Raw genomic sequence first — 22,115 nt, 5'->3', positions numbered from 1 at the left:
CGAGTGCCCTCCATCCTCGTCGGATCATCCGTCAGATCTTCAACAGGCTATTTGCTCGTCGAGAAAGTGTCGAGGCGAGTTGAACCCTGCGAGATTCCTGACAATTCACATCGAGTGGTATATGTCTCTATCCCCTTAAATTGCCGATCAGCGCACGCTACGGTCACACGGTCCGTGTGCGAGGGTATCGCTTAGTCGCTATTCTTTGGCGACTCCCCGTCGCGATCTGGAGGTAATCGTCATAGCTCAAAACCGCAGACCGCGCCTTGCGTGGCAATGTGCCGTATCAGTTCTGATCACTGTGATTGCAGCGGCGTCGCTGGGGGCTGGGGTTGCACGAGCAGAACCCCTACGTCCGACGATACAGCGAACGGTCGCAGAGGGGCAGGGCGTAACGGCGGTGTACGTGTACTCGGTTGCCATGCGCAAGACGATCAAGGTGCAGGTGATCACGCCCCGTAACCCTTCGGGAACCAGGCCATCGCTGTACCTGCTGAGTGGTCTCGGTGAAGAGGATCCGACCAACAGTATGTGGCTACGCAAGACCGACGCCCGAAACTTCTACGCGAACAAGAATGTGAACGTTGTCATGCCGTTGGCGGGCAACGGAAGCTTCTACACCGATTGGCAGCGCGACGACCCGAAACTAGGCCGCTACCAGTGGGAAACCTTCCTTGTGAAGGAGCTGCCGCCCCTTATCGACGCCGCGTTCGACGGCAACGGGCGACGAGGGATCGCGGGGATCTCGATGGGCGCGGGAGCGGGGTTAGTGCTCGCGGCGAGGAACCCGGGTTTCTACAGGGCGGTAGGTGCCTACAGCGGTTGCTACAGCACCACAGGCGTCGCGGGCGAGGCTTACCCACGGGCGATCGTCGCAGCATTCGGGGGTGACGCAAATAACATGTGGGGACCTCCGGGTAGTCCGGGCTGGGTGGCCCACGACGTACTGTCGCTCTCGCATAACCTCCGCGGCACCACGCTCTATATATCCACTGGAACAGGGCGCGCGGGCACGTACGACCAACCCGGATATCCGGACAATTCCGACCCCATTGATCGGCAGGTCATTGGTGGAGCAATCGAAACGGGTTCCCTCTGGTGCACCCGACAATTGGAGTCCCGATTGACGGCGCAGCATATAGGGGCGACAATTCGTTACGTTGATCCTGGAACTCACGCATGGCCTTACTGGCGAGACCAACAGCGTGAGAGCTGGCCCATTCTTGAGCATGGGATGAACAGCTGAATTCCATTCTGTTAACAATGGCTGCAAACCCTCCTCGATACCCGGGGTATTCACGTGTACCCGTGCACGGGTGACTGAAAAGGATGCCGATGGAATACACAGAGCTCGCTGACTATCAGGTTCCCACCGGTGCGATCACTGCGTGGGAAGCCACTGCCGACCCGGATTCATGGTGTGCCGATTCTCGTCGGCTCTCATACATGCACCTCGAGCACGCTCGACGCGCTGCCGAACTCGGTGACGAATGGCACGGACACTGGATCGGAACGGCCTTCACCATCGAGGAGCGGTTCGACCGCGATGCGTTCGCCGCGACTATCAGGCAGTGGTTCGCCCGCCACGAGGCGCTCCGTTCCGCAGTCCAGCTCGGCGGGACTCCTGAGGACGATCTGGTGCGGATGACCATCGAGCCGGAGGCCGTCGGGGTTTCCGGGCTTTCGATGGGTGTGGCGGCGTCGCCCGACTCGGCCCGCCAGAGGATTCAGGACTTTTTCGATACCACGGTCAACCCGTTGACCTGGCCGCACTGCGTCGTCGTGACTCTGGAACCTGATGACCGTGACGACGGATTCCTCGTCGTCTTCGGTGCTGACCACACCGTGATGGACGCCTACACACAGGTTTTCGCGATCAATGAGCTCAGCGCCCTCTATCGCGCGGAGATCAACGATGAGCACCATGGGCTCGCCGAGTACGGCAGCTACCTGGACTTCAGCGATGCGGAGCGGCATCTGGGTGAACAGATCGATGCGAACAACTCTGCCGTCGTCGCCTGGCGGCAGTTCTTCAACGAGTCGCCCACGTCCGTCCAGCCACATGCGATGCCCCGCTTCCCTCGATGTGTCACCGGTGGCCTCGACGCCGTAGTGCCTCCCCGCGAGCCGGATTCCGGTATGCAAGTGAGTCTTTCGCAGGACCTTCTCGACAGCGCGGAGGCCGCTCGATTCAACGACATCTGCAAGGCAGCAGGTGGCTCGGTGACCACGGGTATCTACACTGCGATGTCGATCGCGAGTGCGGCGCTCGCCGGAACCGGCGAAGTGCGATTCGTCAGCCCTGTACACACGCGCACGGGATCCGAGTGGGGCGAGGCTGTCGGGTGGTTCGTCGGTCTCGTTCCCGTGCACCTCGATCCATCTGATGCGCAGACCTTCTCTCAGGCTCTGCCGCGTGTCGCCGAGTCGGTGTCGCGGTACAAGAACGTGGGTACCGCACCGTTCGCCCCGATCGCTGATCTGATCGGAGGCGACGTGACGCCCCCGGGATTCGTCGTGTCCTATATCGATCTGCGGCGGGCGCAGGGAGCTGCGGAATGGGATCGTCGAAACGCGCGAGTGTTGCGCAGTGCCACCCGGGAAGTCGACGAGGTGTACCTGTGGATCAACCGGATTCCCGACGGGATCAACATCTCGACGCGCTATCCGTCGGGGGAGCGTAGGCGCGAGGTCGAAGCTTTCCTCTCGGTGTTCGCGGAGGTTCTGCGCACGATCGTCGACGCTGGTGACCACGACTACATGTTTGCGCGCGAGATGACGTCGCAAGCGTCGGCGGACATCACGGCATGACGGTGGTATTCGGCGCGGCTGCGACGCCAGAACCGCTGCTGCGTAGGCAGTTTCCTGGTGGTACGCCCATCGAGTGGTCGCTGTGTTCACCTGATGCGGCGTTGCAGGCCGCACGTGTGACCGGTGGTGCAACGTTTCTGCAGACCGAGCACGTGGTCACTTCGACCGCGGCGCGAGCCCGCGGCGACGAGCACCGTTCCGTCGTGGGCGCTGTTGCCAGATTCGATACCCCGCTGGACCCGGCTGCGATGGCCGCAGCGCTGACGGCCTTCGTACGACGGCACGACGAACTGCGGAGCTACTACACGCTGGGCGAGGTGGGTGTCGAACGGTACGTCATTCCGCAGACCCACATCGAGATGGTGGCGCAGTGGCCGCTGGGCCGGAGTCGGAGAGTCGACGCGGAGGACGCGGGTGACTACCTCGCGAATCGCATCTCCGTTGCGACCGCGTTCGATTCCCCGCAGTCGATGCACTTCGGAGCGTTCGACGGCGATGGTGGATTCACGTTCTACCTCGGCGCCGATCACGTGCACGGGGACGGCTATTCGTTATGGCTGGCGATGGACGAGATCAACGCACTGTATCGGGCGGAGACCTCGGGAACGTCGGTCAAGCTGACCGATGTGGCATCATTCGACAGCTACGTCGCCGATGAGCATCGTCGCGCTGCGCGTGTGCGCGCCGATGACATCGGCGTCAAGGCGTGGCGAGAAGCGCTGGCCATCAAGGGATCCCTTCCTGATTCGCCGGTTCCACTCGGACTTCACGACGACGCTCCCGCGCCTGCTGTGCGCTGCCGTCGGGATCTGCTCACAGCGGACGAAGCGGATGCGCTCGACATCGTCAGTGCTTCGTCGAGCTGGGTCACCATTGCCGGATGCCTGTTCTCCGCGTTGGCATCTGCGCAGTACCTGTGCACAGGGGAGAAGCGCTTCTTCACGACGACTGCGCTGGCAACTCGCGGGCCTGAGTTCGAGTTCACTCAGGGCTGGGCATGCAACTTCGCACCGGTGTACTTCGACGTTGAACCCGGAGCTGACCCGATTGAGTTGGCGCGCACGGCATCCGTCGCGGTGAAGCGGGCCAAGAACGCTGCGGCCGCTCCGATCGGAGCGGTTCTGCAGGTCCTTGCGCGGTCCGGCGAGCTTCCACAGATGGCCGGTTCTCCTCAGATGGTGACCTACATCGATCACCGTCGGCTGCCGGGAATCGACGACCCCACTGTCGGAACCACTGTGGGGTTCCCTGGTATCGGCAAAACCAAGAACTCCAACTTGTGGCTGAGTCGGATGGTTGACGGATTGGTCGTCGAATCTCAAATTCCCGACAACGATGTCGCACGCGCGAACATCAATCGCTATCTCGACACAGTTGCGGCACAGCTCAGAGCGCTCCTGGAATCTGCAGACTCCGCGGTCACCGCGATCGCGGGTACCCGGGTGAGGCAATGAAACTAACTGGTACACAAGATTATTCACTGAGCTCAGGTCAACTCTCCGTCTTTCATGCCGATCTCATCGGAGACGATCTGCCTTCTGATACCGGACTGTCGGAGAACGAACGATTTCACGTTGATTCACATCGAGCGGGGCATCCGGGTTCGCTGACACTGGTTCTCGACTTTCCCTATCCGGTTGAGCGCGGGCTGCTGGCACGGCTTCCCGAGGTGTTGCTGTCGCGGCATGATGTCCTGCGAACCTATGTTGTAGCGGATGGCCATGACCTCAGTCGGCGCGAAGTCCCCTTGTCGTCGATCGGCGTCGGTGTCGACTCCCAGGCTCCGACCGACGCCTCAGACGCGGGCATGACGAAGCTGGTGCTCGACCGAATCGCGCTGGCATGCAACCCAACCGAGCCGCTTTCGCACTTTTTCGGGGCGGTGCTCCGCCCTGATACCACCACGGTGATCTGCGCGTTCGATCACTTCTACGTCGACGCGCGATCATTGACGGTGCTCGCAGCCGACATCTCTGACGTGGTTGCCGGCCGTGCATTGTCGAGTGCCGGCTCGGGGTTGGCCGCCGTGCGCGCGCACACGTTCAGCGGCGACGTGGCTCCCGACGATCCACGACTTGCCGGTTGGTTCCGATTCCTCGACGAATCAGACTGGGAGATACCAGCTTTCCCCCTCGACCTGGGGCTGGAACCCGGACGGCGAGCGCCGATGAGAACACGGGTGAGCACCCTCCTCGGTAGGTCTGAGGCGCAGCACTTCAGCTCGGCTGTACACACGCGTGGCGCGAGAACGTTCTCGGCGCTGTTGACGTGCATCGGGCGCGCGATCCGGCTGGCTGGTGGTCCGGCCGATACCGCGCTGATCGTGCCGTCGGGGCTCCAGACATCCGAGTCGATCGTTGCCTGGGTGGTTGCCAACATCCCGCTGCGTGTCCGCGGCGAGGGGGACCTCGTCGAACTGTTGCCGCTCAACGCAGATCGACTCGCCGAAGCTCTACCTCTCGCGAGCGTCGGACTGACGGCGGTTTATCAGACATTCGGCAGCAGGCTGCGCAGCACACGCGGCGATGTCTTCATGGTTTCGTACGTCGATTACACCCGTCAACGTCGGCCGTCGAAAGATATTGCAGTGCAGCAGTTATCGGGCGACCACGCGACTGACAACGTGCAGTGGTGGCTGTGGCGCGACGACGATGGCATCCATGTCAGGGTTCGGTACCCCGCTACAGCGGCGGCGGAGTCCGTGGTCGGCGATGTACTGGAGCTCACCGGTGCTGCGGTCAGGGAGATCAGCGAGCGCCTCGTTGATCAGCGAACATCTGTGGGCACGTCGCCGTCGCCCGCGTTCTTGGATTGATACCAATCGAGGTAACCCCGAGTGCCGTAGGCCTGCAGTCGGCGAAGAGATGTGTAGACAACGGCATGCGGTGCGAGCGCTACGGAATCGGCTCCCGCCTGTGCGGTGACGCGCTGCTGTAGGACCGCGTCCTCATCGACATCGTCGATCTTCGTCCGCGGGAATCCACCTGCCGCACAGTAGGTATCAGCGGTGACCGCCAGATTGTTGCCGACAACCAGGAAACTCTTTCGTAGGTGCGCCGGCTGAGATCGTGTGCGCAACCAGGTGATGAGGTGTCCGAGGCGCCACGTCGTGCCGATCAGGTTGAACGCGATGGCACGCGCTCCGTCGGAACTGCGGGCACGCACTCGACCTCCCGCGAGGCTCTTGCCATCGAGCAGTGGGGCGACGATCTGTGTCAGCCAGTCCGGCGCGGGGAGCGTGTCGGCGTCGGTGCGAGCGATGAACTCGGCTCCGGCGTCGATGGCGTAACGAAAGCCCGAGTCTGCGGCACTACCCGTGCCCTTCTCGACTTCGGTGAGCACATCGATGGGGACAGCCGAGTGGGACGCGAGCTCGCGAACGAGATCACCGGTCCCGTCGGTACTGTTGTTGTCCACCACGATGATGCGGAATGGCGCGCGCGCATCGTGGGCGGCAGTATCGCGAAAAGTTTGCTGTTGCAGCGCGCGGATCGTGTCTTCGATGTAGTCGACCTCGTTGTAGGCGGGGACCACGACAGCGACTCGCGGGGCCGCCAACTCAGTGCTTTCGTTCGCCATGCTGCCATTCAACCGGGATGGTGACTGTCTTGCACGTGAATGTGATGTGAGTAAAGCGACGTCGGGGTAGTGGGCAATCCAGAGACGCAGAGACTGCTCAGTGCGCGACCGGGCAGCCCCCAGTTGCGCCGTAGCGAACGGGCAGGTCTTTGACGCCGTTGAGCCAGCCTGATCGCACACGACGCAGCTCGCCGATCCGCTCGATGTCGGGAAGTACGTCTGCGACAGCGTTGAGGATCAGGGAGAGTTCGAGGCGCGCGAGGTTGGCGCCGATGCAGAAGTGGGCGCCGCTACCGCCGAAAGCAAGATGTGGGTTGGGATCTCGGAGGATGTTGAACGTGAACGGGTCGTCGAAGACGTCCTCATCGTAGTTTGCCGAACCGTAGAAGATGCCGACCCGTTGTCCCGCAGCGATGTCGACGCCCTCAATGCTGGTGTCCACCTTGGCCGTCCGCTGGAAGGCATTGACCGGGGTCGACCAGCGCAGCACCTCGTCGATCGCGGTCTTCGGGCGCTGCGACTTGAACAGCTCCCACTGCTCGGGGTGAGACATGAAGGCGTTCATGCCGTGGCTGGTCGCATTGCGGGTCGTCTCATTCCCTGCGGTGATCAGCAGGATGACGAAGAACCCGAACTCGATGTCGGACAACGACTCTCCGTCGATGTCGGCCTCTATCAGAGTGGTGACGATGTCGTCGGTGGGGTTACGCCGACGCTCCTCGGCCATCGAATAGGCGTAGCCGAGCAATTCGGCATTGGCCATCGCAGGGTCGATCGTGTGGTCGGGATCGTCGCTGTTGATGATCGCGTCGACGAGCTCGTGAATACGTGGACGGTCGGCTGTCGGGACACCGATGAGATCTAGAATCGCCTGCAGGGGAAGGTGGATGGCCACGTCGTCGACGAAGTTTCCCGATTCCTTGGCTGCGGCCGATTCGACGATCCGGCGCGCCGACGTTGCGAGATTCTCCTCCAGTGACCCAACAGCCTTCGGCGTGAACAGTCGCGACACGATCTTGCGCAGACGAGTGTGCTCCGGTGGATCGTGGTTGACGAGGAGCGCCTTGGTGAACTCGATCTGGTCGGGGGTGACGTAGTCAGGGAGTCGGATGATGGCGCCGTTGGCATTCGTCGACCACACCTGGTTGTTCTTCGAGATCTCGCGCACGTCTCTGTGTCGCGAGATCACCCAGTAGCCGCCGTCCGTGAAACCCGAGGTGCCGAGTGGCTGTTCGTTCCACCAGACGGGCGCGGTCTGGCGCAGGTGAGCGAATTCGGTTTTCGGTAGCCCGGATTCGAGCACATCGGGATCGGTGAAATCGAAGCCCTTGCCGAATGGGCAGGCCGCATCGGTGGTGATGGCTGTCATGGCTTCACCATACAGTCTGATCGCATGTGTATGGTCGTTTTCCCGTGATACGGTCTGCGCTGGTAGAGGTCGGTACTGGGAAGTCGGTGCCGCGAAATGATGCTTGAGTGTTGCGGGAGGTGATCGCGAGCAATGCGTACACACGGCTGGGCCGGTAGTGTCCCGGTCGACGACGCCGAAGCGACGGCGCGCATCCTTGCGGCCGCACGGTCGGCGATCGACGAACACGGCGTAGCGACGACGATCAGCGACGTCGCGCGCACTCTCGGGGTCACTCGCCAGACGGTGTATCGATACTTCCCCAGCACCGAGGCGCTGCTCCGGGCAACCGCTCTCGACGCCGTCGGTGCATTCCTCGAGCGAATCGCGCTGCTTATCAGTGGTATTCGTGAGCCCGACGTCGCGGTCGTCGAGGGGATCGACGTCGTACTTCAAGAGCTGCCAGACGACCGCTACGTCGGCCTTCTGTTCGCGGCAGACAATGTGAGTCTGTTCGCGGTGGAGGGGGTGACGTCGGAGGCCGGTCAGGCATTCGCACGTTCGATGGTCGAGCGCATGGATGTCGACTGGGCTGCACGCGGATACGGGCCGGCCGAGATGGACATCATCGTCGAAATCGTCTTGCGCACACTGCAGTCCATGATGATCGACCACAGCACGGCACGTTCGGGTGCGCAGCGTCGCGCATTCCTCGATGCGTGGGCGGGTGCGGCGATCCGCGCGTTGCCGACGGGCGCAGCCGTGCCGGGTGATCGCAGCTGACTCAGCGTGGTGTGCAGATCACCACCGGGATGGTGCGCTCGGTCCACGCCTTGTAGGTGTCGAAGTCGGCGTACAGCTCCACCAGGCGAGGCCAGAGTCGTTCGCGCTCCTGTTCGTTCGCCGTATGTGCCGTGTATTCTCCTGTCTGCGAACCGATCTGGATCGACACGTCGGGGTTGCTGCGCAGGTTGAGGTACCACGCCGGGTTCGACGGTAAGCCGCCCTGCGAGGCGACGACGACGATCGTGTCGCCGTCGCGCAGATAGAGGAGCGGCACGGTGCGGGGTTGGCCGGACTTGCGGCCGATCGTGGTCAGCAGACATACGTCGACGGGGTTGCGCATCGCCGAGCCGACCCGCCAGGTGCGGCCGAGCCGACCTCCGCTGCGTTTGTACAGTGCGGTGTTGAGGCGTGAGCCGAGTTTGATCACTTTCGACACGATCGGTGAATCGAGTTGTGTGGGACGGTTTTCGGCCTTCATGCGCTCTCCCGTGGCTCTCAGATGCGCTCGAGGACGGTGCCGGTTGCCAGTGCGCCGCCCGCGCACATGGTGACCAGAGCGGTCTGCGCGTCGCGCCGTTCGAGTTCGTGGAGTGCGGTGGTGAGCAACCGCGAACCCGTACTGCCGACCGGATGTCCGAGGGCGATAGCGCCGCCGTTGACGTTCACCTTGTCCATGTCGGCGCCGTGCACGCGAGCCCAACTGAGGACAACCGACGCGAATGCCTCGTTGATCTCGACGATGTCGATGTCGGACAACGACATTCCCGCCTTGGCCAACACCCGTTCGGTGGCTTGGACCGGGCCGTCGAGGTGGTAGTACGGTTCTGAACCGACGAGGGCGGCCGCCCGCAGTCGTGCTCGCGGGCGGAGTCCGAGCTCGCGCGCTCTGGTCTCGTCCATCAGCAGGACGGCGGCAGCGCCGTCGGAGATCTGCGACGACGTCCCCGCGGTGTGGATGCCGCCGTCGATGACCGGCTTGAGTGCCGCAAGCGATTCGGGTGTGGTGTCGCGAAGTCCCTGATCGCGTGTGACGTCGATGATGTTGCCGGTCACCACGCCCTCTTTGGTGCGCTCAGGAGCCTTGAGGCTCAACACTTCACGGTCGAACCGGTGCTCGTCCCACGCCTGACGTGCGCGTTGCTGGCTGCGCACACCGAGTTCGTCGACGTCGGCGCGGGTGATACCGCGGCGTGCCGCGATACGCTCCGCCGCTTCGAACTGGTTGGGCATCTCGACGTTCCAGGATTCCGCGTGGTACGGACCGGCGTCGACTCCGACGTTGGACCCGAGGGGTGTGTGCGTCATGAGCTCGACGCCGCACGCGATGCCGACGTCGATCACGTCTGCGGCGATCAGCCCGGCGATCAGGTTGTTTGCCTGTTGCGCCGAGCCGCACTGGCAGTCGATGGTCGTCGCGCCGGTTTGCTCGGGAAGTCCGGCCGACAGCCATGCCTTGCGCGTGATGTTGCCGGCCTGCGCCCCTGCCTGGGTGACACATCCGCCGATGGCCTGCTCGACCAGCGATGCGTCGATACCCGCCTTCTCGATCAAGCCGCGCTGCGTGAGGCCGAGTAGTTCTTCCGCGTGTAGACCGGAGAGCCAGCCCGCCCGCTTGCCGATGGGGGTTCGCACTGCTTCGACGATTACCGGCACACCCATGTCCGTCACCTTTCGGGCTTCTACTTTTCTGCTACTTCTCCGCGCAGCCCCGTTGCGCGCGGACTGCACTGGCACAGATCTACTGCTCTGGCACGAAAGTAGAACATGTTCCTGTTCCTGTCCATTGCGGCCGCAGAAAAGTAGAACGAGTTCCTGTTTTGGTGCGATACTGTGTGTACAGTGAGCGTCAGTGAGACGTGAACACGTTCGCGTCTCGGTTGCAAACATTGAGAACAGGGTGGTATTTCACGTGATCCAGACCGACGGCGTGGGGGCCGACCAGACGTCATCCTCACCAGCATCATCATGCCCGTTCATGCATCAGGAGGGATGGGATTTCACCAGTCCCGACCTGCTCGAGAAGGGTATCCCGGTCGCCGAGTTCGCGGCTCTGCGCAAGACCGCTCCCGTCTGGTGGAATGCCCAGCTCCCGGGTAAGGGTGGCGGTTTCCACGACGGTGGGTACTGGGTTGTCTCAAAGCACGCGCACGTTCGCGAGATCTCGAAGAACAACGAGGACTGGGCAACGTCGACCAATGGCGTCATCATGCGCTTCGACGATGAGATGCCTCAAGACCAGCTCGACGTCACCAAGGCACTGCTGATCAATCACGACCCGCCGGAGCACACCCGCCTGCGCAAGGTGATCTCGAAGGCGTTCACGCCCCGTGCCGTACAGGCGCTCGAGGAGAAGCTCGACGACGCCGCACGCACCATCGTGCGCCAGGCGGCCGACCGGGGAACCGGCGACTTCGTCCACGACGTGGCCGTCGACCTCCCGCTGCTGGCGATCGCCGATCTGCTCGGTGTCCCGGAGTCGGATCGCAAGAAGCTGTTCGACTGGTCGAACGGCATGATGAACTACGACGATCCCGAGTTCGCAGGCGTCGATCCGCAGATGGCGTCGGCAGAGATCCTCGGCTATGGCTACAACATGGCGGAGGAGCGTCGAAAGTGTCCCGTCGACGACATCGTCAGCACGCTGGTCAATGCCGATATCGACGGGCAGCACCTCGATGAGGCCGAGTTCGGATTCTTCTTCATCCTGCTCACCGTCGCGGGCAACGAGACCACGCGCAACGCGATCAGCCACGGCATGAACGCCTTCCTGGAGCATCCCGACCAGTGGGAGTTGTTCAAGAAGGAACGTCCCGCAACGGCGGTCGATGAGATCGTGCGCTGGGCGACGCCCGTGAACTGCTTCCAGCGCACCGCCAAGCGCGACACGCAGGTCGGCGGCGTCGACATCAAGCAGGGGCAGCGCGTCGGATTGTTCTACGGCTCAGCCAATTACGACGAGGACGTGTTCGACGATCCGTTCTCGTTCAACATCCTGCGCGACCCCAACCCGCACGTCGGATTCGGCGGCAACGGAGCGCACTTCTGCGTCGGCGCGAACCTCGCCCGCATGGAGATCAACCTGATGTTCAACGCGATCGCCGACCTCGTGCCCGACATCTCGCGGCTGGACGAGCCGCGTCGACTCCGGCACGGCTGGATCAACGGCGTGAAGGAACTCCAGGTCGACTACGGGACTCGGTGACCGATGACCAGTGCAGCCCAACAGGATTCGAGTCAACCCGCATATCTGGGCATCGATAGGGAGAACAATCCCGCAGTGGTGGCGGGCCGTCGATCGCGGGAGGCGGTCGCGGCTCGTGACAAGGAGGCCTGGCTCGACAATTTCGCGGCCGACGCGAAGGTCGAGGACCCGGTCGGGCCGTCGATGTTCGATGAACGAGGGGTCGGATTCCAAGGGCGAGAGCGTATCTCGCAGTTCTGGGATCTGTCGATTGCGACAACCGAGAGTATCGACTTCGTCTTCGACGACGAGATCATCTGCGGCAACGAGGTCGCGTACGTCGGGAAGATCGTGACCCACATCGCGGGCCACGTGTCGGAGGCGCACGGCGTGTTCACCTATCGGGCCGACGACGAGGGGAAGCTGTCGGCGTTGCGCGCGTTCTGGGAGGTCGAGAAGACGATCAACTCGGTCCGGCCGGCCTGATTCTGGCCTTTCTTGGTCTGACGTCGAAATCCGCACCTCGTCTGTGGCACTTCACCTTCGGCACTGCCGAAGGTGAGGCGTGACAGATGAGGTGCGGACTTTTCATGGAACCGATTCGACGCTGCGTGCGTCACAACGTGCATGGTCCACTTCCATGGCGTCACGGGCGCGGTCAATCGCGCCGAGCTCCTCGCGGCGGGTTACGTCGACCGTGAGATACGGCTGGCGCTCGACGTCGGAACCCTCGTGTCGCTGGCGCCGGGAGTGGTGATTCCCCGCGATCTGCTGGCAGAAGACACTCCTGAGGAGAGGCACCGCCAGCGAGCGCTTGCCGCGATACGACGCGACGCCCGCACGCCGGAGGCGCGGGCTGCCAAACACACTCGTGCGCTGGCACTTTCGTCGGCCGCCGCGGTGCTCGGCTTACCTGTTTGGGGGTTGGACACCTCGCGGGTGTCGATCGCAGACAGCGGGCGCACGCCCGGCACGCGCACCACATCGCGCACGAGGTTGATCACCGACACCCGACCACCAGCCCTCGTCGAGGTCGACGGTGTGCTGGTGGTGTCGCCTGCCCGTACGGTGGTCGACATCGCGCGCACCGGCGCACGGATACCAGCGATCGCGGTGGGCGACGCCGCGCTGCACGCGGGACTGTGCACCGTCGACGATCTGCAGAATGAGCTGGACCTGCTTGCGGGGATGCGGGGGCGTGCCGCGGCGATCCGCGCGATTGGTCGGTGCGACAGTAGGACGGAGTCGGTGCTCGAGACGCGCAGCCGCGTCGAACTGGTCGACGCAGGCGTCCCGGAACCGGAGCTGCAGGTGAACATCTATGACGCGCACGGGAACTTCCTCGCGCGCGTCGATCTGTACTGGCGCGATGCGCGGCTGTGCGGCGAGGCTGACGGCAACAAGAAGTACGGCGACGATCCCGACGAGACCCGACGTGCACTACTCGCCGAGAAGTCGCGCGGTGACGGGATCGTCGAGACCGGACACGCCTTGTTGCGGTGGGGCTGGCGCGACGTCGACGAGCCTGCGGTCCTGGCGCGTCGGGTGCTGGGCATGCTCGGGCGGCGCGCGGCGTGAGGGCGACTCTCGATGCAACTCTCGGCACAGCTACCTGATCTACCTGCAGCCACCTTGGGCGGTGCAGAAGGTAGCTGTGCACAGATGAGGTAGCTGTGGGCTGAGTCTCTTGGACCAGCTGGTGTGCGGCCCGACTAGTTCGACGGCTTGTCGGCCAGTGGTCGGGTGTTGGGCATGCTCGGGCGGCGTGCGGCGTAAGGGCGGCGCCGGGTCGTTCTCCGTTCAGCTCTCAGCACAGCCACCTGATCTGTGTGCAGCTACCTTCGGCGGTGCAGAAGGTAGCTGTGCACAGATGAGGTAGCTGCGCGCCAGGCTGGTGCGGCCCAGCTAGTTCGACGGCTTGTCGGCGCCGACGAGCCACATCGAGTAGTACTGCGCCCCGCCGCCGTAGGCGTGGCCGAGGGCTTTGCGGGCGTCGGCAACCTGGTGGTCGCCCGCCTTGCCCATCACCTGGATCGCGGCCTCGGCGAAGCGGATCATGCCCGACGCCCCGATCGGGTTCGACGACAGCACGCCGCCCGACGGGTTGAACGGGATGCGGCCGCCGATCTCGGTCTCGCCGGCTTCGGTGAGCTTCCAGCCCTCGCCCTCGGGGGCGAAGCCGAGGCTCTCGAGCCACATGGGCTCGAACCACGAGAACGGGACGTAGACCTCGGCGACGTCGACCTCGTCGATGGGATTGTCGATGCCCGCGGACTTCCACAGTGCTGCTGCGGCGTCGCGGCTGGCCTGGGGGTTGACGGTGTTGCGGTGCGCGAAGAACAGCGGTTCGGTCCGCATCGCGGTGGCGTGGACCCAGGCGACCGGGCGGCCGTCGGTGACCGCGGCGTCGGCGACCTGCTCGTCGCCGATGACAACTGCGCACGCGCCGTCGGACGATGGGCATGTCTCGTCGTAGCGGATCGGGTCCCAGAGCATCTGCGACGCCATCACACTCTCGACAGTGATGTCGGGTTGGTGTAGGTGGGCCAACGGGTTTCGCGCGCCGTTGCGTCGATCCTTGGTGGCGACCATCGCGCCGATGTGCTCGGGCGCGCCCGACTGCCGGATGTAGGAGCGCACGTGCGGGGCGAAGAATCCGCCCGCTCCCGCGCCGACCGGCTTGGTGAAGGGAACCGGAAGCGACAACGCCCACATGGCATTCGACTCCGACTGCTTCTCCCACGCGATCGCGAGCACACGCTTGTGGACGCCCGCGAACACCAACGACGCCGCGACGTTGGCCGTCGAGCCGCCGACGGAGCCTGCGGTGTGCACGCGGATCAGTCGTTTGCCGACGGCGCCAAGGGCATCGGCCATGGCCAGCTCGGGCATCATCGAACCCTCGAAGAGATCCGGTGCCTTACCGATGACGATCGCGTCGATCTCGTCGATGCTCACCCCGGCGTCGGCGAGGGCCGCGTCCATCGCCTCACGGCACATACCTGCCATCGTGACGTCGTGCCGCTTGGCGACGTACTTGGTCTGCCCGGTGCCCAGGACCGCCGCACGGTTGTTGTGTGCCATCAGTTGTCGTCTCCCACAATCGAGTCGCCGCTCGTCGAATCACCGCTGTTCGAGTCACCCTGCAGCGTGACCACCATGTTCTGTTGCAGCAGAGGGCCGCTCGTCGCGTGCGCCACCGCGGTCTGTGCCTCGCCGGTCAGAATGGCGTGCGACGCGTAGCCGATGCGCTGCAGTCCGCCGCTGAACAACGAATTGCCCGTGAGCAGGCCGCCGGACGGATTGATCCGCACGGAGTCGGGCAGGCCGAGCGCGTTGCGGACGATGATCTCCTGGTGTGTGTACGGGGCGGCGATCTCGGCGACGTCGACGGCGCGGGTGCGATCGCCGAACGCGGTGTCGGCGGCCAGTGTCGTCGACGGCGAGACCGTCAGATCACGTGCACCGAAGTTGGCGCTGTCGATCCGGTGGTCCCATCCGGTGACGAATGCGGGATTGGCGACGAGCTCGCGGGCGCGGCGCTCACTGGCGATGATCACGGCCGCGGCGGCGTCGGTGAACGGCGCTATGTCATGTGCACGAAGGGGATTGGCGACGTAATCGGTCGCGAGCAGGTCGTCGGTCGACGCCCCGGTCGTGCGTGCTGCCACTGCGGCCATGTCGGTTTCGGTCCACGTACCCCCGTCGAGACCCGCGCGGGCCTGCAGTCCGGCGAGAGCGCGGTCGCCCGGCCAGAGTGGGGCCACCGTGTAGGGGTCGGTCTGCATCGACAGCGTGCGATTGCTATCTCCCGCAGAGGATTTGCCGAAGCCGTAGGCAAGGGCGAGGTCGACCTCGCCGCTCGCGATCTTCACCCACGCCTCGTACAGCGCCCACGCGCCGTCCATCTCGACGTGGGATTCGTTGATCGGCGGCATCGCTCCGATCGAGTCGATCGCCGAGATGAACGAGAAGGCCCGTCCGGCAAGATAGTCCGACGATCCGCTGCACCAGAACTCGATGTCGGTGCGGGAGATGCCGAGTTCGGCGTAGAGCTTGTCAAAGCAGGGGATCAGCATTTCGACACCGTTGGTGGTGCCGTGTGTGCCGACGATGTTGGGGCTGTGGGCGAACCCGACGATCGCGATGCGGGGGAGTGTCACGTGCTTCTCCTAGAGATGGGGATCGCGGGTCAGAGGAACTCGCGGTAAGTGTCGTACTCGGCGTCGGGTTCGCCGGTGGGGCGGAAATGGCTGATCGATCCCATCGACAGCTCGCGCTCGTCGTCGGGAACCCAGACCGCCTGCACCCGCATGCCCATGCGGACCTCGTCGGCGGCAGCGTCGAGGATGAGGTGCAGGAATGGGATGTCGGAGCCGTCGAGCAGCACGTACGCCGCGACGTAGGGGGGCTTGATCCGCTGCCCCTGGAAGGGCACGTTGACGATGCAGAACGTCGTGACGGTTCCGGTGTCGGGGAGTTCGACGTGTTCGACGGCGGGCGCACCGTCGGCGGGACTCACCGAGCGTGGCGGGAAGTAGACGCGCCCGGCGTCGACTCCTGAGCCGATACGCGTCCCGATCAGCTTGCCCGCCTTGAGGCCTTCGAGATAGCGCGATTCCTCTTCGGTCGCGGAGTGAATGATGCTCGTCGTGATCGGGGTGGTGATGATGACGTTCTCGTCGTCGGGGTTCTCGGCGGTGTTCGGCTCGGCCTGCTCAGCGGAGTCGCCGGGTGCGAAGTAGGCGATGTCGTCGATGCGTCCGCTGCGTGCCGCGCGCCAGACCGCATGTACCCGCATACCCGTTTCCATGTCTGCCGGCCCGTCGACCTTGACCGCGTGCAGCAACGCGGTGTCAGCGCCGTCGAGTCGGATCAGCGCCCATGCGAACGGTGCGTCGAACGGCTGGCCGTCGATGTGGTCGGGATTCCACGACCACGTGACGACCGTGCCGACGGAGGCGACATCGACGATGTCGGTGATCGGTGCGCCCGACGCGGCGTCGTATTCGATCGGCGGTACCGACACGGTTCCGTCGGCCGACCGCGATCCGACGATGTGGCCGTCGCGTAGCCCGAATGCGAACCGGCTCAACACCGGTCCGAGCGAACGCGTGTAGCTGAACGTGTTGCTCAGCTCAGCGGTCAGGATGGCGGTCTCGGGATCGGGCACCACGGCGACGGGGCTGGCGGTCGTCGCGGCCGGAGATGTGTCGATGCTGCTCACACTTCGAGTAGAACACGTTCTAGTATTGGGGCACAAGGCCGTGATGACGGTTGTCTTCGTGGTGCCGACGTGGAGAGGTCGAGGTCGTGAAACTTGCGCTGCAACTGGGATATTGGGGAGCGGATCCCATCGTCGACGCCCCGGAGCTCATCGCCGCGGCCGAGGAGTCGGGATTCGACGCCGTGTTCACCGCTGAGTCGTGGGGGTCGGACGCCTACACCCCGCTGGCCTGGTGGGGCGCGGCGACGTCGAGGATTCGGCTCGGCACCGCGGTTGCGCAGTTGTCGGCACGACCGCCGACGTCGCTCGCGATGCATGCGCTGACCCTCGACCACCTCTCGGGCGGCAGACACATCATCGGGCTGGGGGTGTCTGGACCTCAGGTCGTCGAAGGGTGGTACGGGCAGCCGTTCGGCAAACCACTGGCTCGCACAAGGGAATACGTGCAGATCGTGCGCGACGTTCTGTCTCGCGCCGACCGAGTGCGCAGCGCGGGACCGCACTACCCGCTGCCGTATCCGGCCGACGCACCCGGTGCGACGGGACTGGGCAAATCGCTCAAGCCGATCACCCATCCGCTACGCGCCGACATACCGATCTGGTTGGGCGCGGAGGGACCGAAGAACGTCGCACAGACCGCGGAGATCGCCGACGGCTGGCTTGCGATCTTCTACAGCCTGTCGCTCGCGGATCAGTACGAAGCGTGGCTCGCCGAGGGATTCGCGCGCCCGGGTGCGCGTCGGACACGCGACGACTTCGAGGTCGCAGCGACCGTGCAGGTGGTGATCACCGACGACGTCGCCGCCGCCGTCGACGCGTATCGGCCCGCCACCGCGCTGTACGTGGGCGGGATGGGCGCCAAGGAGAAGAACTTTCACGCCGAGCTGTACCGCAGGATGGGGTACGGCGACGTGGTCGACGAGATCGGCAGGTTGTTCCTCGCGGGTCGCAAGGAGGAGGCGCTCGCAGCGGTGCCCGACGAGATGGTGCGCGAGACGATGATCGTCGGTACCGCCGACGAGGTGCGCGAGCAGATCAAGCAGTGGGAGTCGGCGGGTGTCTCGATGCTGATGGTGACCACGCGCGACGTCGCAACGATCCGCGAGCTCGCGACGCTGGTGTGAGCGGCCGTCAGCCGACCGGCTGTTCCGACAACCGGGCGGGCACTCTGCGCGGTGTCAGCGAGACGTAGAAGTCTTTGGGCACCATGGTGAGTCGCTCGTCGACGCGAAGTTCATAGTCGGGATCGGGTGCGACGTCGTATCGATGGAGCAGGCTCGCGAGGACGAGTACCGACTCGTGGAGCGCGAATTGTCTTCCGATGCAGGCGCGTACGCCGTTGCCGAACGGTTTGTAGGTGTGCGCCGGACGCTTCTTGATGTTCTCGGGGAGGAAGCGGTCTGGGTCATAGGAATCGGGATCGTCCCAGACCGCGGGATCGCGGTGGACCTGGGCGAGGATGATGACCGCCCAGTCTTCGGGTGTCATGCGGTACCGCCCGCCGAGCATCGTCGTCGATCGTGGGCTGCGTGCGAATGCGGGCACCGTCGGCCAGATGCGTAATGCCTCGTCGAGTGCGCGCCGGATGTAGCGCATGCGTGGCACCTGCTCGAAAGTCGGCATCGCCGTCGGCTCGTCGCCGAGTGCGTCGTCGGCCTCGCGTTGCGCCTGTTCCAGGCACTCTGGGTGCTGTGACAGGTAGTACAGCGCGAACGACAAAGCGCCCGAGGTGGTTTCGTGTCCCGCGACGAGGAAGGTGAGGATCTGGTGTCGGATGTTCAACGGTGACAGGCGTTCTCCGGTCTCGGGATGTGCGACGTTGAGCATGATCCCGAGCAGGTCGTGCTGGTCGGTGGTGTGTTCGCGTTCGGCGATGAGGTCGTCGAGCAGGTCGTCGACGTAGTTCTGTGCCTGCGCGTTGCGGCGGTCGAGCAGGGCGGTGAGGTAGCGTCCGCCGGGCGCGGTGCGCAGTGCTCCCTTGCGTCGACCGGTTTCGAGCGCGCGGATCATGGCGCTGACGAACGGGTGCTGCTCTGCGGAGGTGAAGGACCCGAAGTCGTGGCTGAATGCGGTGCGGCTCAACGTTTCCATGGTCAGCTTCGTCATGTCACGCGTGACGTCGACGGTGGTGGTGCCGGCGGGGTCGGTCGGTAGTGCGTCCCAGTAGTCGAACAATTCGTTGGCCGTCTGCAGCATGATCGGGTGATAGGAGCGCATGGCCGACTTGGTGAACGCGGGCATGAGAAGGTCATGTGCCAGTTGCCAATTGGACTCGTCGTTGCGGGCCGTGAACAGGCCGTCGCCCGCGTAGTCGCGTAGCGCCTCGATCGCGGGCGGAAGTGCCTTGCAGAACTGCGATTCGTCGCAGAGTTCGGCGGTGAGTTCGGCCGAGGCGATGAAGACGAACTTCTGGCGGAAGACCTGCATCTCGTAGATCGGGCCGAGGTTGGCGCCGAGGGTCAGCATGCTCAGCAACGGATGGCGGGGATCGGCGACGCCGAGATCGCCGATCAGTGGCTTTCGACGCCCGGGACTCGGAAATCGTTGACCTGACCAGTCGTTGTTGATGTGCAGCCGCGCCATGCTCCGACCCTGCCGCCTTCCGGTTGGCCTGTCAACGAGTGGTCACTCGGGGGCGGGTGGTCACTCGGTGGTGTTCACCAGTGGTCACTCGCCGGTGAAGACGGGCTTCTCCTTGTTGGTGAATGCCCGTGGGCCGACTTTGGCGTCTTTGCTCATGAAGACGCGCATCCCGAGGTCGGCGTCGATCTTGAACGCGTCCTCCTCGTGCATCCCCTCGGTGTCGCGGATGGTCTTGAGGATCGCCTGTACCGCGAGGGGGCCGTTGGCGGCGATGACGTCGGCGATCTCCAACGCTTTGTCGAGCGCCGAACCGTCCGGTACGACGTGGCCGATCAGGCCGTACTCCTTGGCTTCGGATGCGGTGATGTGGCGGCCGGTGAGCAGGATGTCGGCGGCGATCGTGTACGGGATCTGACGAACGAGCCGTACGGCGCTGCCGCCGAGGGGGAACAGACCCCATTTGGCCTCGGACACACCGAACTTCGCGCTCTCGCCCGCGACTCGGATGTCGGTGCCCTGCAGGATCTCGGTGCCCCCGGCGATCGCGGGTCCCTCCACGGCTGCGATGAGCGGTTTGGTGAGTCGACGGCCCTTGAGGAGTGCGGGCATCCGGGTGAGGTCCCAGTCGCCTGCGGCGAACTTGTCGCCCGCAGGCTTGGCGTTCATCGACTTGAGGTCGGCGCCCGCGCAGAAGTATCCGCCTGCGCCGGTCAGGATGGCGACACGGATGTCGGGATCGGCGTCGACCTGATCCCAGGCCTCCTCCATGATCGCCATCATCTCCGTCGACAGCGCGTTACGCGCCTCCGGTCGGTTCATGGTGACGATGAGAACGTGGCCGCGCTTCTCGACGAGGCACTCCGGCATCGGTACTCCTTGGTGGCTGGTGATCGGTAGCCGAACAGGCCTTGCCGAAAACAGTAACACGTTCTAATTTTGTCGTCATGGCCTTCCATATCGCTGACCTGATCGAGCACGCCGTCGACCTGATGCCCGACCGGACCGCGCTGGAAACAGACGACCGGTCGATGACGTATGCCGAGCTGGAGCGAGAGGCTAACGCGCTCGCGCACGAACTGATCGTGCTCGGCGTCCGGCCGACCGATTCGGTCGGTCTGTACAGCAGGAACACACTCGAGTGCGTCGTCGCGATGCTGGCGATCTTCAAGGTCCGCGCGGTGATGATCAACGTCAACTATCGGTACGTCGCGGCAGAACTCGAGCACATCGTCACCGACTCCGACATGAAAGTGTTGATCTACGAGCGGCAATACGGCGACCGCGTGCGGAACGTGTTACCAAAAGCGCCTGAACTGGCGCACGTGATCGTCGTCGAAGACGGCAGCGATGAACCTGCTCCCGACGACGCGATTGCGTATGCGGACGCCATTGCCAGGGGGAGCGTCGACCGTGACTTCGAGCCGCGCAGCGACGACGACCTGTACATGCTCTACACCGGCGGCACGACGGGGTTCCCGAAGGGCGTCGTCTGGCGCCAGGAGGATATCTGGCGTGTTCTCGGCGGGGGAATCAGCTTCTACACCGGTGAGCGTGTGTCCGACGAGTGGCAGCAGGCTCGCGACGGTGCAGCGGGCGGTCAATTGGTGCGTTTCCCGATCCCGCCATTCATCCACGGCGGGTCGCAGTGGGCCGTGTTCCAGGAGCTATTCGTCGGCGGCAAGGCCGTGATCTACCCGGAGTTCGGCGCGCACCGCACCTGGCAGATCATCGAGCGGCACAAGGTCAACGTCGTGATGATCACCGGAGATGCGATGGCGCGCCCGATGGTCGACGCGTTGCGTGCGGGACATCCCGATGGGCGGACATACGACACCAGTTCGGTTGTGTCACTTGCATCGTCGGCCGCGCTCTTCTCTGCGAGTGTCAAGGACGAGTACCTCGATCTGTTGCCGAACCTGCTCGTGATCGACGCGATCGGGTCGTCGGAAACGGGTTTCAGCGGGATGTCGGCGGCGCAGAAGGGGCAGTCGCACACGGGTGCTCCGCGGGTGACCGCCGACAAGGCTGCTGTGGTGCTGCGGGAGGACGGAACGCCCGTGGAACCGGGTTCGGGCGAGGTGGGAATCCTGGCTCGTTCCGGCAACATTCCGCTGCGCTACTACAACGACCCGGCAAAGACCGAACGAACCTTCAAGGAGTTCAACGGGATTCGCTACTCGATCCCTGGTGATCTGGCGACTGTCGAAGCCGACGGGTCGATCACGATGATGGGTCGTGGATCGCAGTCGATCAACACCGGTGGCGAGAAGGTCTTTCCCGAAGAGGTCGAAGCGGCACTCAAGGCGCATCCGGATGTGTTCGACACCGTCGTCGTCGGCATTCCCGACGAACGGTACGGCGAGCGCGTCGCGGCAGTCATCGCTACACGTGACGGTGCGAGGCCGACGCTAGAAGACCTGAACACCGTTGTGCGCGAACAGGTTGCGGGATACAAGTGTCCTCGCAGTGTGTGGTATGTCGACGAGATCAAGCGGTCGCCTGCGGGTAAGCCGAATTACCGATGGGGCAGGGAAATCACCGAGACACGACCGGCCGACGCGACGGTGCAGGCCGTCAGTGGAAGGGCATAAAGATATGGG

At 64.2% G+C, this 22,115-nt stretch carries 19 protein-coding genes; 10 read left to right on the top strand and 9 right to left on the bottom strand.

Translation table 11 applies throughout. The annotated features are described in order from the left end of the window. Positions 1 to 301 precede the first annotated feature (301 nt). From ACRVY7_RS08690 to ACRVY7_RS08675, 4 genes are all read left to right on the top strand, one after another. Positions 302 to 1,246 (top strand): alpha/beta hydrolase, encoded by a 945-nt coding sequence (locus ACRVY7_RS08690; RefSeq protein WP_431816749.1) that lies wholly within the window; start codon positions 302 to 304, stop codon positions 1,244 to 1,246. An 89-nt stretch (positions 1,247 to 1,335) separates the two neighbouring features. Next, positions 1,336 to 2,811 (top strand): condensation domain-containing protein, encoded by a 1,476-nt coding sequence (locus tag ACRVY7_RS08685; RefSeq protein ID WP_431816748.1) that lies wholly within the window; start codon positions 1,336 to 1,338, stop codon positions 2,809 to 2,811. Then, positions 2,808 to 4,265 carry a condensation domain-containing protein gene (locus tag ACRVY7_RS08680; protein WP_431816747.1) on the top strand — a complete coding sequence of 486 codons (1,458 nt, stop codon included), beginning with the start codon at positions 2,808 to 2,810 and terminating at the stop codon, positions 4,263 to 4,265. The genes ACRVY7_RS08685 and ACRVY7_RS08680 overlap by 4 nt, the downstream gene beginning before the upstream one ends. After that, a complete protein-coding gene (locus ACRVY7_RS08675) occupies positions 4,262 to 5,626 on the top strand; it encodes a condensation protein (RefSeq protein WP_431816746.1) in 1,365 nt (454 codons plus the stop codon). Before ACRVY7_RS08680 ends, ACRVY7_RS08675 begins: the two co-directional genes overlap by 4 nt. Here the strand turns inward: ACRVY7_RS08675 and ACRVY7_RS08670 are convergent. Further along, positions 5,578 to 6,390 (bottom strand): glycosyltransferase family 2 protein, encoded by an 813-nt coding sequence (locus ACRVY7_RS08670; RefSeq protein ID WP_064864271.1) that lies wholly within the window; start codon positions 6,388 to 6,390, stop codon positions 5,578 to 5,580. The genes ACRVY7_RS08675 and ACRVY7_RS08670 overlap by 49 nt on opposite strands. Positions 6,391 to 6,487: 97 nt before the next feature. Further along, positions 6,488 to 7,759, bottom strand: a complete 1,272-nt coding sequence (locus ACRVY7_RS08665) for a cytochrome P450 (protein ID WP_431816745.1) — start codon at positions 7,757 to 7,759, stop codon at positions 6,488 to 6,490. A gap of 132 nt (positions 7,760 to 7,891) precedes the next feature. Here ACRVY7_RS08665 and ACRVY7_RS08660 point away from each other — a divergent pair, with 132 nt between their 5' ends. Next, the gene (locus ACRVY7_RS08660; protein ID WP_431816744.1) at positions 7,892 to 8,521 is read left to right on the top strand and encodes a TetR/AcrR family transcriptional regulator; all 630 of its coding nucleotides are present in this window, start codon (positions 7,892 to 7,894) and stop codon (positions 8,519 to 8,521) included. A 1-nt stretch (position 8,522) separates the two neighbouring features. Here the strand turns inward: ACRVY7_RS08660 and ACRVY7_RS08655 are convergent, their stop codons facing one another. Together ACRVY7_RS08655 and ACRVY7_RS08650 are read right to left on the bottom strand one after the other, a co-directional pair. After that, positions 8,523 to 9,002 (bottom strand): nitroreductase family deazaflavin-dependent oxidoreductase, encoded by a 480-nt coding sequence (locus ACRVY7_RS08655; RefSeq protein ID WP_431816743.1) that lies wholly within the window; start codon positions 9,000 to 9,002, stop codon positions 8,523 to 8,525. Positions 9,003 to 9,019: 17 nt separating this feature from the next. Continuing rightward, the gene (locus ACRVY7_RS08650) at positions 9,020 to 10,183 is read right to left on the bottom strand and encodes a steroid 3-ketoacyl-CoA thiolase (RefSeq protein WP_431816742.1); all 1,164 of its coding nucleotides are present in this window, start codon (positions 10,181 to 10,183) and stop codon (positions 9,020 to 9,022) included. 250 nt (positions 10,184 to 10,433) lie between these two features. Here ACRVY7_RS08650 and ACRVY7_RS08645 point away from each other — a divergent pair, with 250 nt between their 5' ends. From ACRVY7_RS08645 to ACRVY7_RS08635, 3 genes are all read left to right on the top strand, one after another. Continuing rightward, positions 10,434 to 11,726, top strand: a complete 1,293-nt coding sequence (locus ACRVY7_RS08645) for a cytochrome P450 (protein WP_431816741.1) — start codon at positions 10,434 to 10,436, stop codon at positions 11,724 to 11,726. A gap of 3 nt (positions 11,727 to 11,729) precedes the next feature. Further along, complete coding sequence (locus ACRVY7_RS08640; RefSeq protein WP_049699901.1) at positions 11,730 to 12,191, top strand: nuclear transport factor 2 family protein; 462 nt, start codon at positions 11,730 to 11,732, stop codon at positions 12,189 to 12,191. Positions 12,192 to 12,332: 141 nt separating this feature from the next. Then, positions 12,333 to 13,283, top strand: a complete 951-nt coding sequence (locus tag ACRVY7_RS08635) for a type IV toxin-antitoxin system AbiEi family antitoxin (protein WP_431816740.1) — start codon at positions 12,333 to 12,335, stop codon at positions 13,281 to 13,283. A gap of 327 nt (positions 13,284 to 13,610) precedes the next feature. Here ACRVY7_RS08635 and ACRVY7_RS08630 read toward each other — a convergent pair whose 3' ends face one another. The 3 genes from ACRVY7_RS08630 to ACRVY7_RS08620 are packed head-to-tail and all read right to left on the bottom strand — an operon-like array spanning position 13,611 to position 16,878. Next, positions 13,611 to 14,789 carry a thiolase domain-containing protein gene (locus ACRVY7_RS08630; protein ID WP_431816739.1) on the bottom strand — a complete coding sequence of 393 codons (1,179 nt, stop codon included), beginning with the start codon at positions 14,787 to 14,789 and terminating at the stop codon, positions 13,611 to 13,613. Next, positions 14,789 to 15,868, bottom strand: a complete 1,080-nt coding sequence (locus tag ACRVY7_RS08625) for a thiolase family protein (RefSeq protein WP_431816738.1) — start codon at positions 15,866 to 15,868, stop codon at positions 14,789 to 14,791. The genes ACRVY7_RS08630 and ACRVY7_RS08625 overlap by 1 nt, the downstream gene beginning before the upstream one ends. Before the next feature lie 29 nt (positions 15,869 to 15,897). Further along, the gene (locus ACRVY7_RS08620) at positions 15,898 to 16,878 is read right to left on the bottom strand and encodes a Zn-ribbon domain-containing OB-fold protein (RefSeq protein ID WP_431817059.1); all 981 of its coding nucleotides are present in this window, start codon (positions 16,876 to 16,878) and stop codon (positions 15,898 to 15,900) included. A gap of 140 nt (positions 16,879 to 17,018) precedes the next feature. Between ACRVY7_RS08620 and ACRVY7_RS08615 the strand changes: the two genes are divergently transcribed. Beyond that, on the top strand, positions 17,019 to 18,056 hold the full coding sequence (locus ACRVY7_RS08615) for an LLM class F420-dependent oxidoreductase (RefSeq protein ID WP_431816737.1): 1,038 nt from the start codon (positions 17,019 to 17,021) through the stop codon (positions 18,054 to 18,056). A 7-nt stretch (positions 18,057 to 18,063) separates the two neighbouring features. Here the strand turns inward: ACRVY7_RS08615 and ACRVY7_RS08610 are convergent, their stop codons facing one another. Together ACRVY7_RS08610 and ACRVY7_RS08605 are read right to left on the bottom strand one after the other, a co-directional pair. After that, positions 18,064 to 19,515 (bottom strand): cytochrome P450, encoded by a 1,452-nt coding sequence (locus tag ACRVY7_RS08610; protein WP_431816736.1) that lies wholly within the window; start codon positions 19,513 to 19,515, stop codon positions 18,064 to 18,066. A gap of 84 nt (positions 19,516 to 19,599) precedes the next feature. Continuing rightward, positions 19,600 to 20,382 (bottom strand): crotonase/enoyl-CoA hydratase family protein, encoded by a 783-nt coding sequence (locus tag ACRVY7_RS08605; protein WP_431816735.1) that lies wholly within the window; start codon positions 20,380 to 20,382, stop codon positions 19,600 to 19,602. Positions 20,383 to 20,459: 77 nt separating this feature from the next. Between ACRVY7_RS08605 and ACRVY7_RS08600 the strand changes: the two genes are divergently transcribed. Then, positions 20,460 to 22,106, top strand: coding sequence for an acyl-CoA synthetase (locus ACRVY7_RS08600; RefSeq protein ID WP_431816734.1), 1,647 nt, complete (start codon positions 20,460 to 20,462; stop codon positions 22,104 to 22,106). Positions 22,107 to 22,115 lie beyond the last annotated feature (9 nt).

Origin of the sequence: Gordonia jacobaea (assembly GCF_965344965.1) — a bacterium.
In the GTDB taxonomy this organism is placed as follows: Bacteria; Actinomycetota; Actinomycetes; order Mycobacteriales; family Mycobacteriaceae; genus Gordonia; species Gordonia jacobaea.
Note: the sequence above shows the minus strand (reverse complement) of the source record. Positions and strands in the feature narration are given on the sequence as shown.

Excerpts from the sequence above, each read along its gene's own strand:
- ACRVY7_RS08685 (WP_431816748.1), top strand. The coding sequence starts at position 1,336 with ATGGAATACACAGAGCTCGCTGACTATCAGGTTCCCACCGGTGCGATC.
- ACRVY7_RS08680 (WP_431816747.1), top strand. The coding sequence starts at position 2,808 with ATGACGGTGGTATTCGGCGCGGCTGCGACGCCAGAACCGCTGCTGCGT.
- ACRVY7_RS08675 (WP_431816746.1), top strand. The coding sequence starts at position 4,262 with ATGAAACTAACTGGTACACAAGATTATTCACTGAGCTCAGGTCAACTC.
- ACRVY7_RS08670 (WP_064864271.1), bottom strand. The coding sequence starts at position 6,390 with ATGGCGAACGAAAGCACTGAGTTGGCGGCCCCGCGAGTCGCTGTCGTG.
- ACRVY7_RS08665 (WP_431816745.1), bottom strand. The coding sequence starts at position 7,759 with ATGACAGCCATCACCACCGATGCGGCCTGCCCATTCGGCAAGGGCTTC.
- ACRVY7_RS08660 (WP_431816744.1), top strand. The coding sequence starts at position 7,892 with ATGCGTACACACGGCTGGGCCGGTAGTGTCCCGGTCGACGACGCCGAA.
- ACRVY7_RS08655 (WP_431816743.1), bottom strand. The coding sequence starts at position 9,002 with ATGAAGGCCGAAAACCGTCCCACACAACTCGATTCACCGATCGTGTCG.
- ACRVY7_RS08650 (WP_431816742.1), bottom strand. The coding sequence starts at position 10,183 with ATGGGTGTGCCGGTAATCGTCGAAGCAGTGCGAACCCCCATCGGCAAG.
- ACRVY7_RS08640 (WP_049699901.1), top strand. The coding sequence starts at position 11,730 with ATGACCAGTGCAGCCCAACAGGATTCGAGTCAACCCGCATATCTGGGC.
- ACRVY7_RS08635 (WP_431816740.1), top strand. The coding sequence starts at position 12,333 with ATGGTCCACTTCCATGGCGTCACGGGCGCGGTCAATCGCGCCGAGCTC.
- ACRVY7_RS08630 (WP_431816739.1), bottom strand. The coding sequence starts at position 14,789 with ATGGCACACAACAACCGTGCGGCGGTCCTGGGCACCGGGCAGACCAAG.
- ACRVY7_RS08610 (WP_431816736.1), bottom strand. The coding sequence starts at position 19,515 with ATGGCGCGGCTGCACATCAACAACGACTGGTCAGGTCAACGATTTCCG.
- ACRVY7_RS08605 (WP_431816735.1), bottom strand. The coding sequence starts at position 20,382 with ATGCCGGAGTGCCTCGTCGAGAAGCGCGGCCACGTTCTCATCGTCACC.
- ACRVY7_RS08600 (WP_431816734.1), top strand. The coding sequence starts at position 20,460 with ATGGCCTTCCATATCGCTGACCTGATCGAGCACGCCGTCGACCTGATG.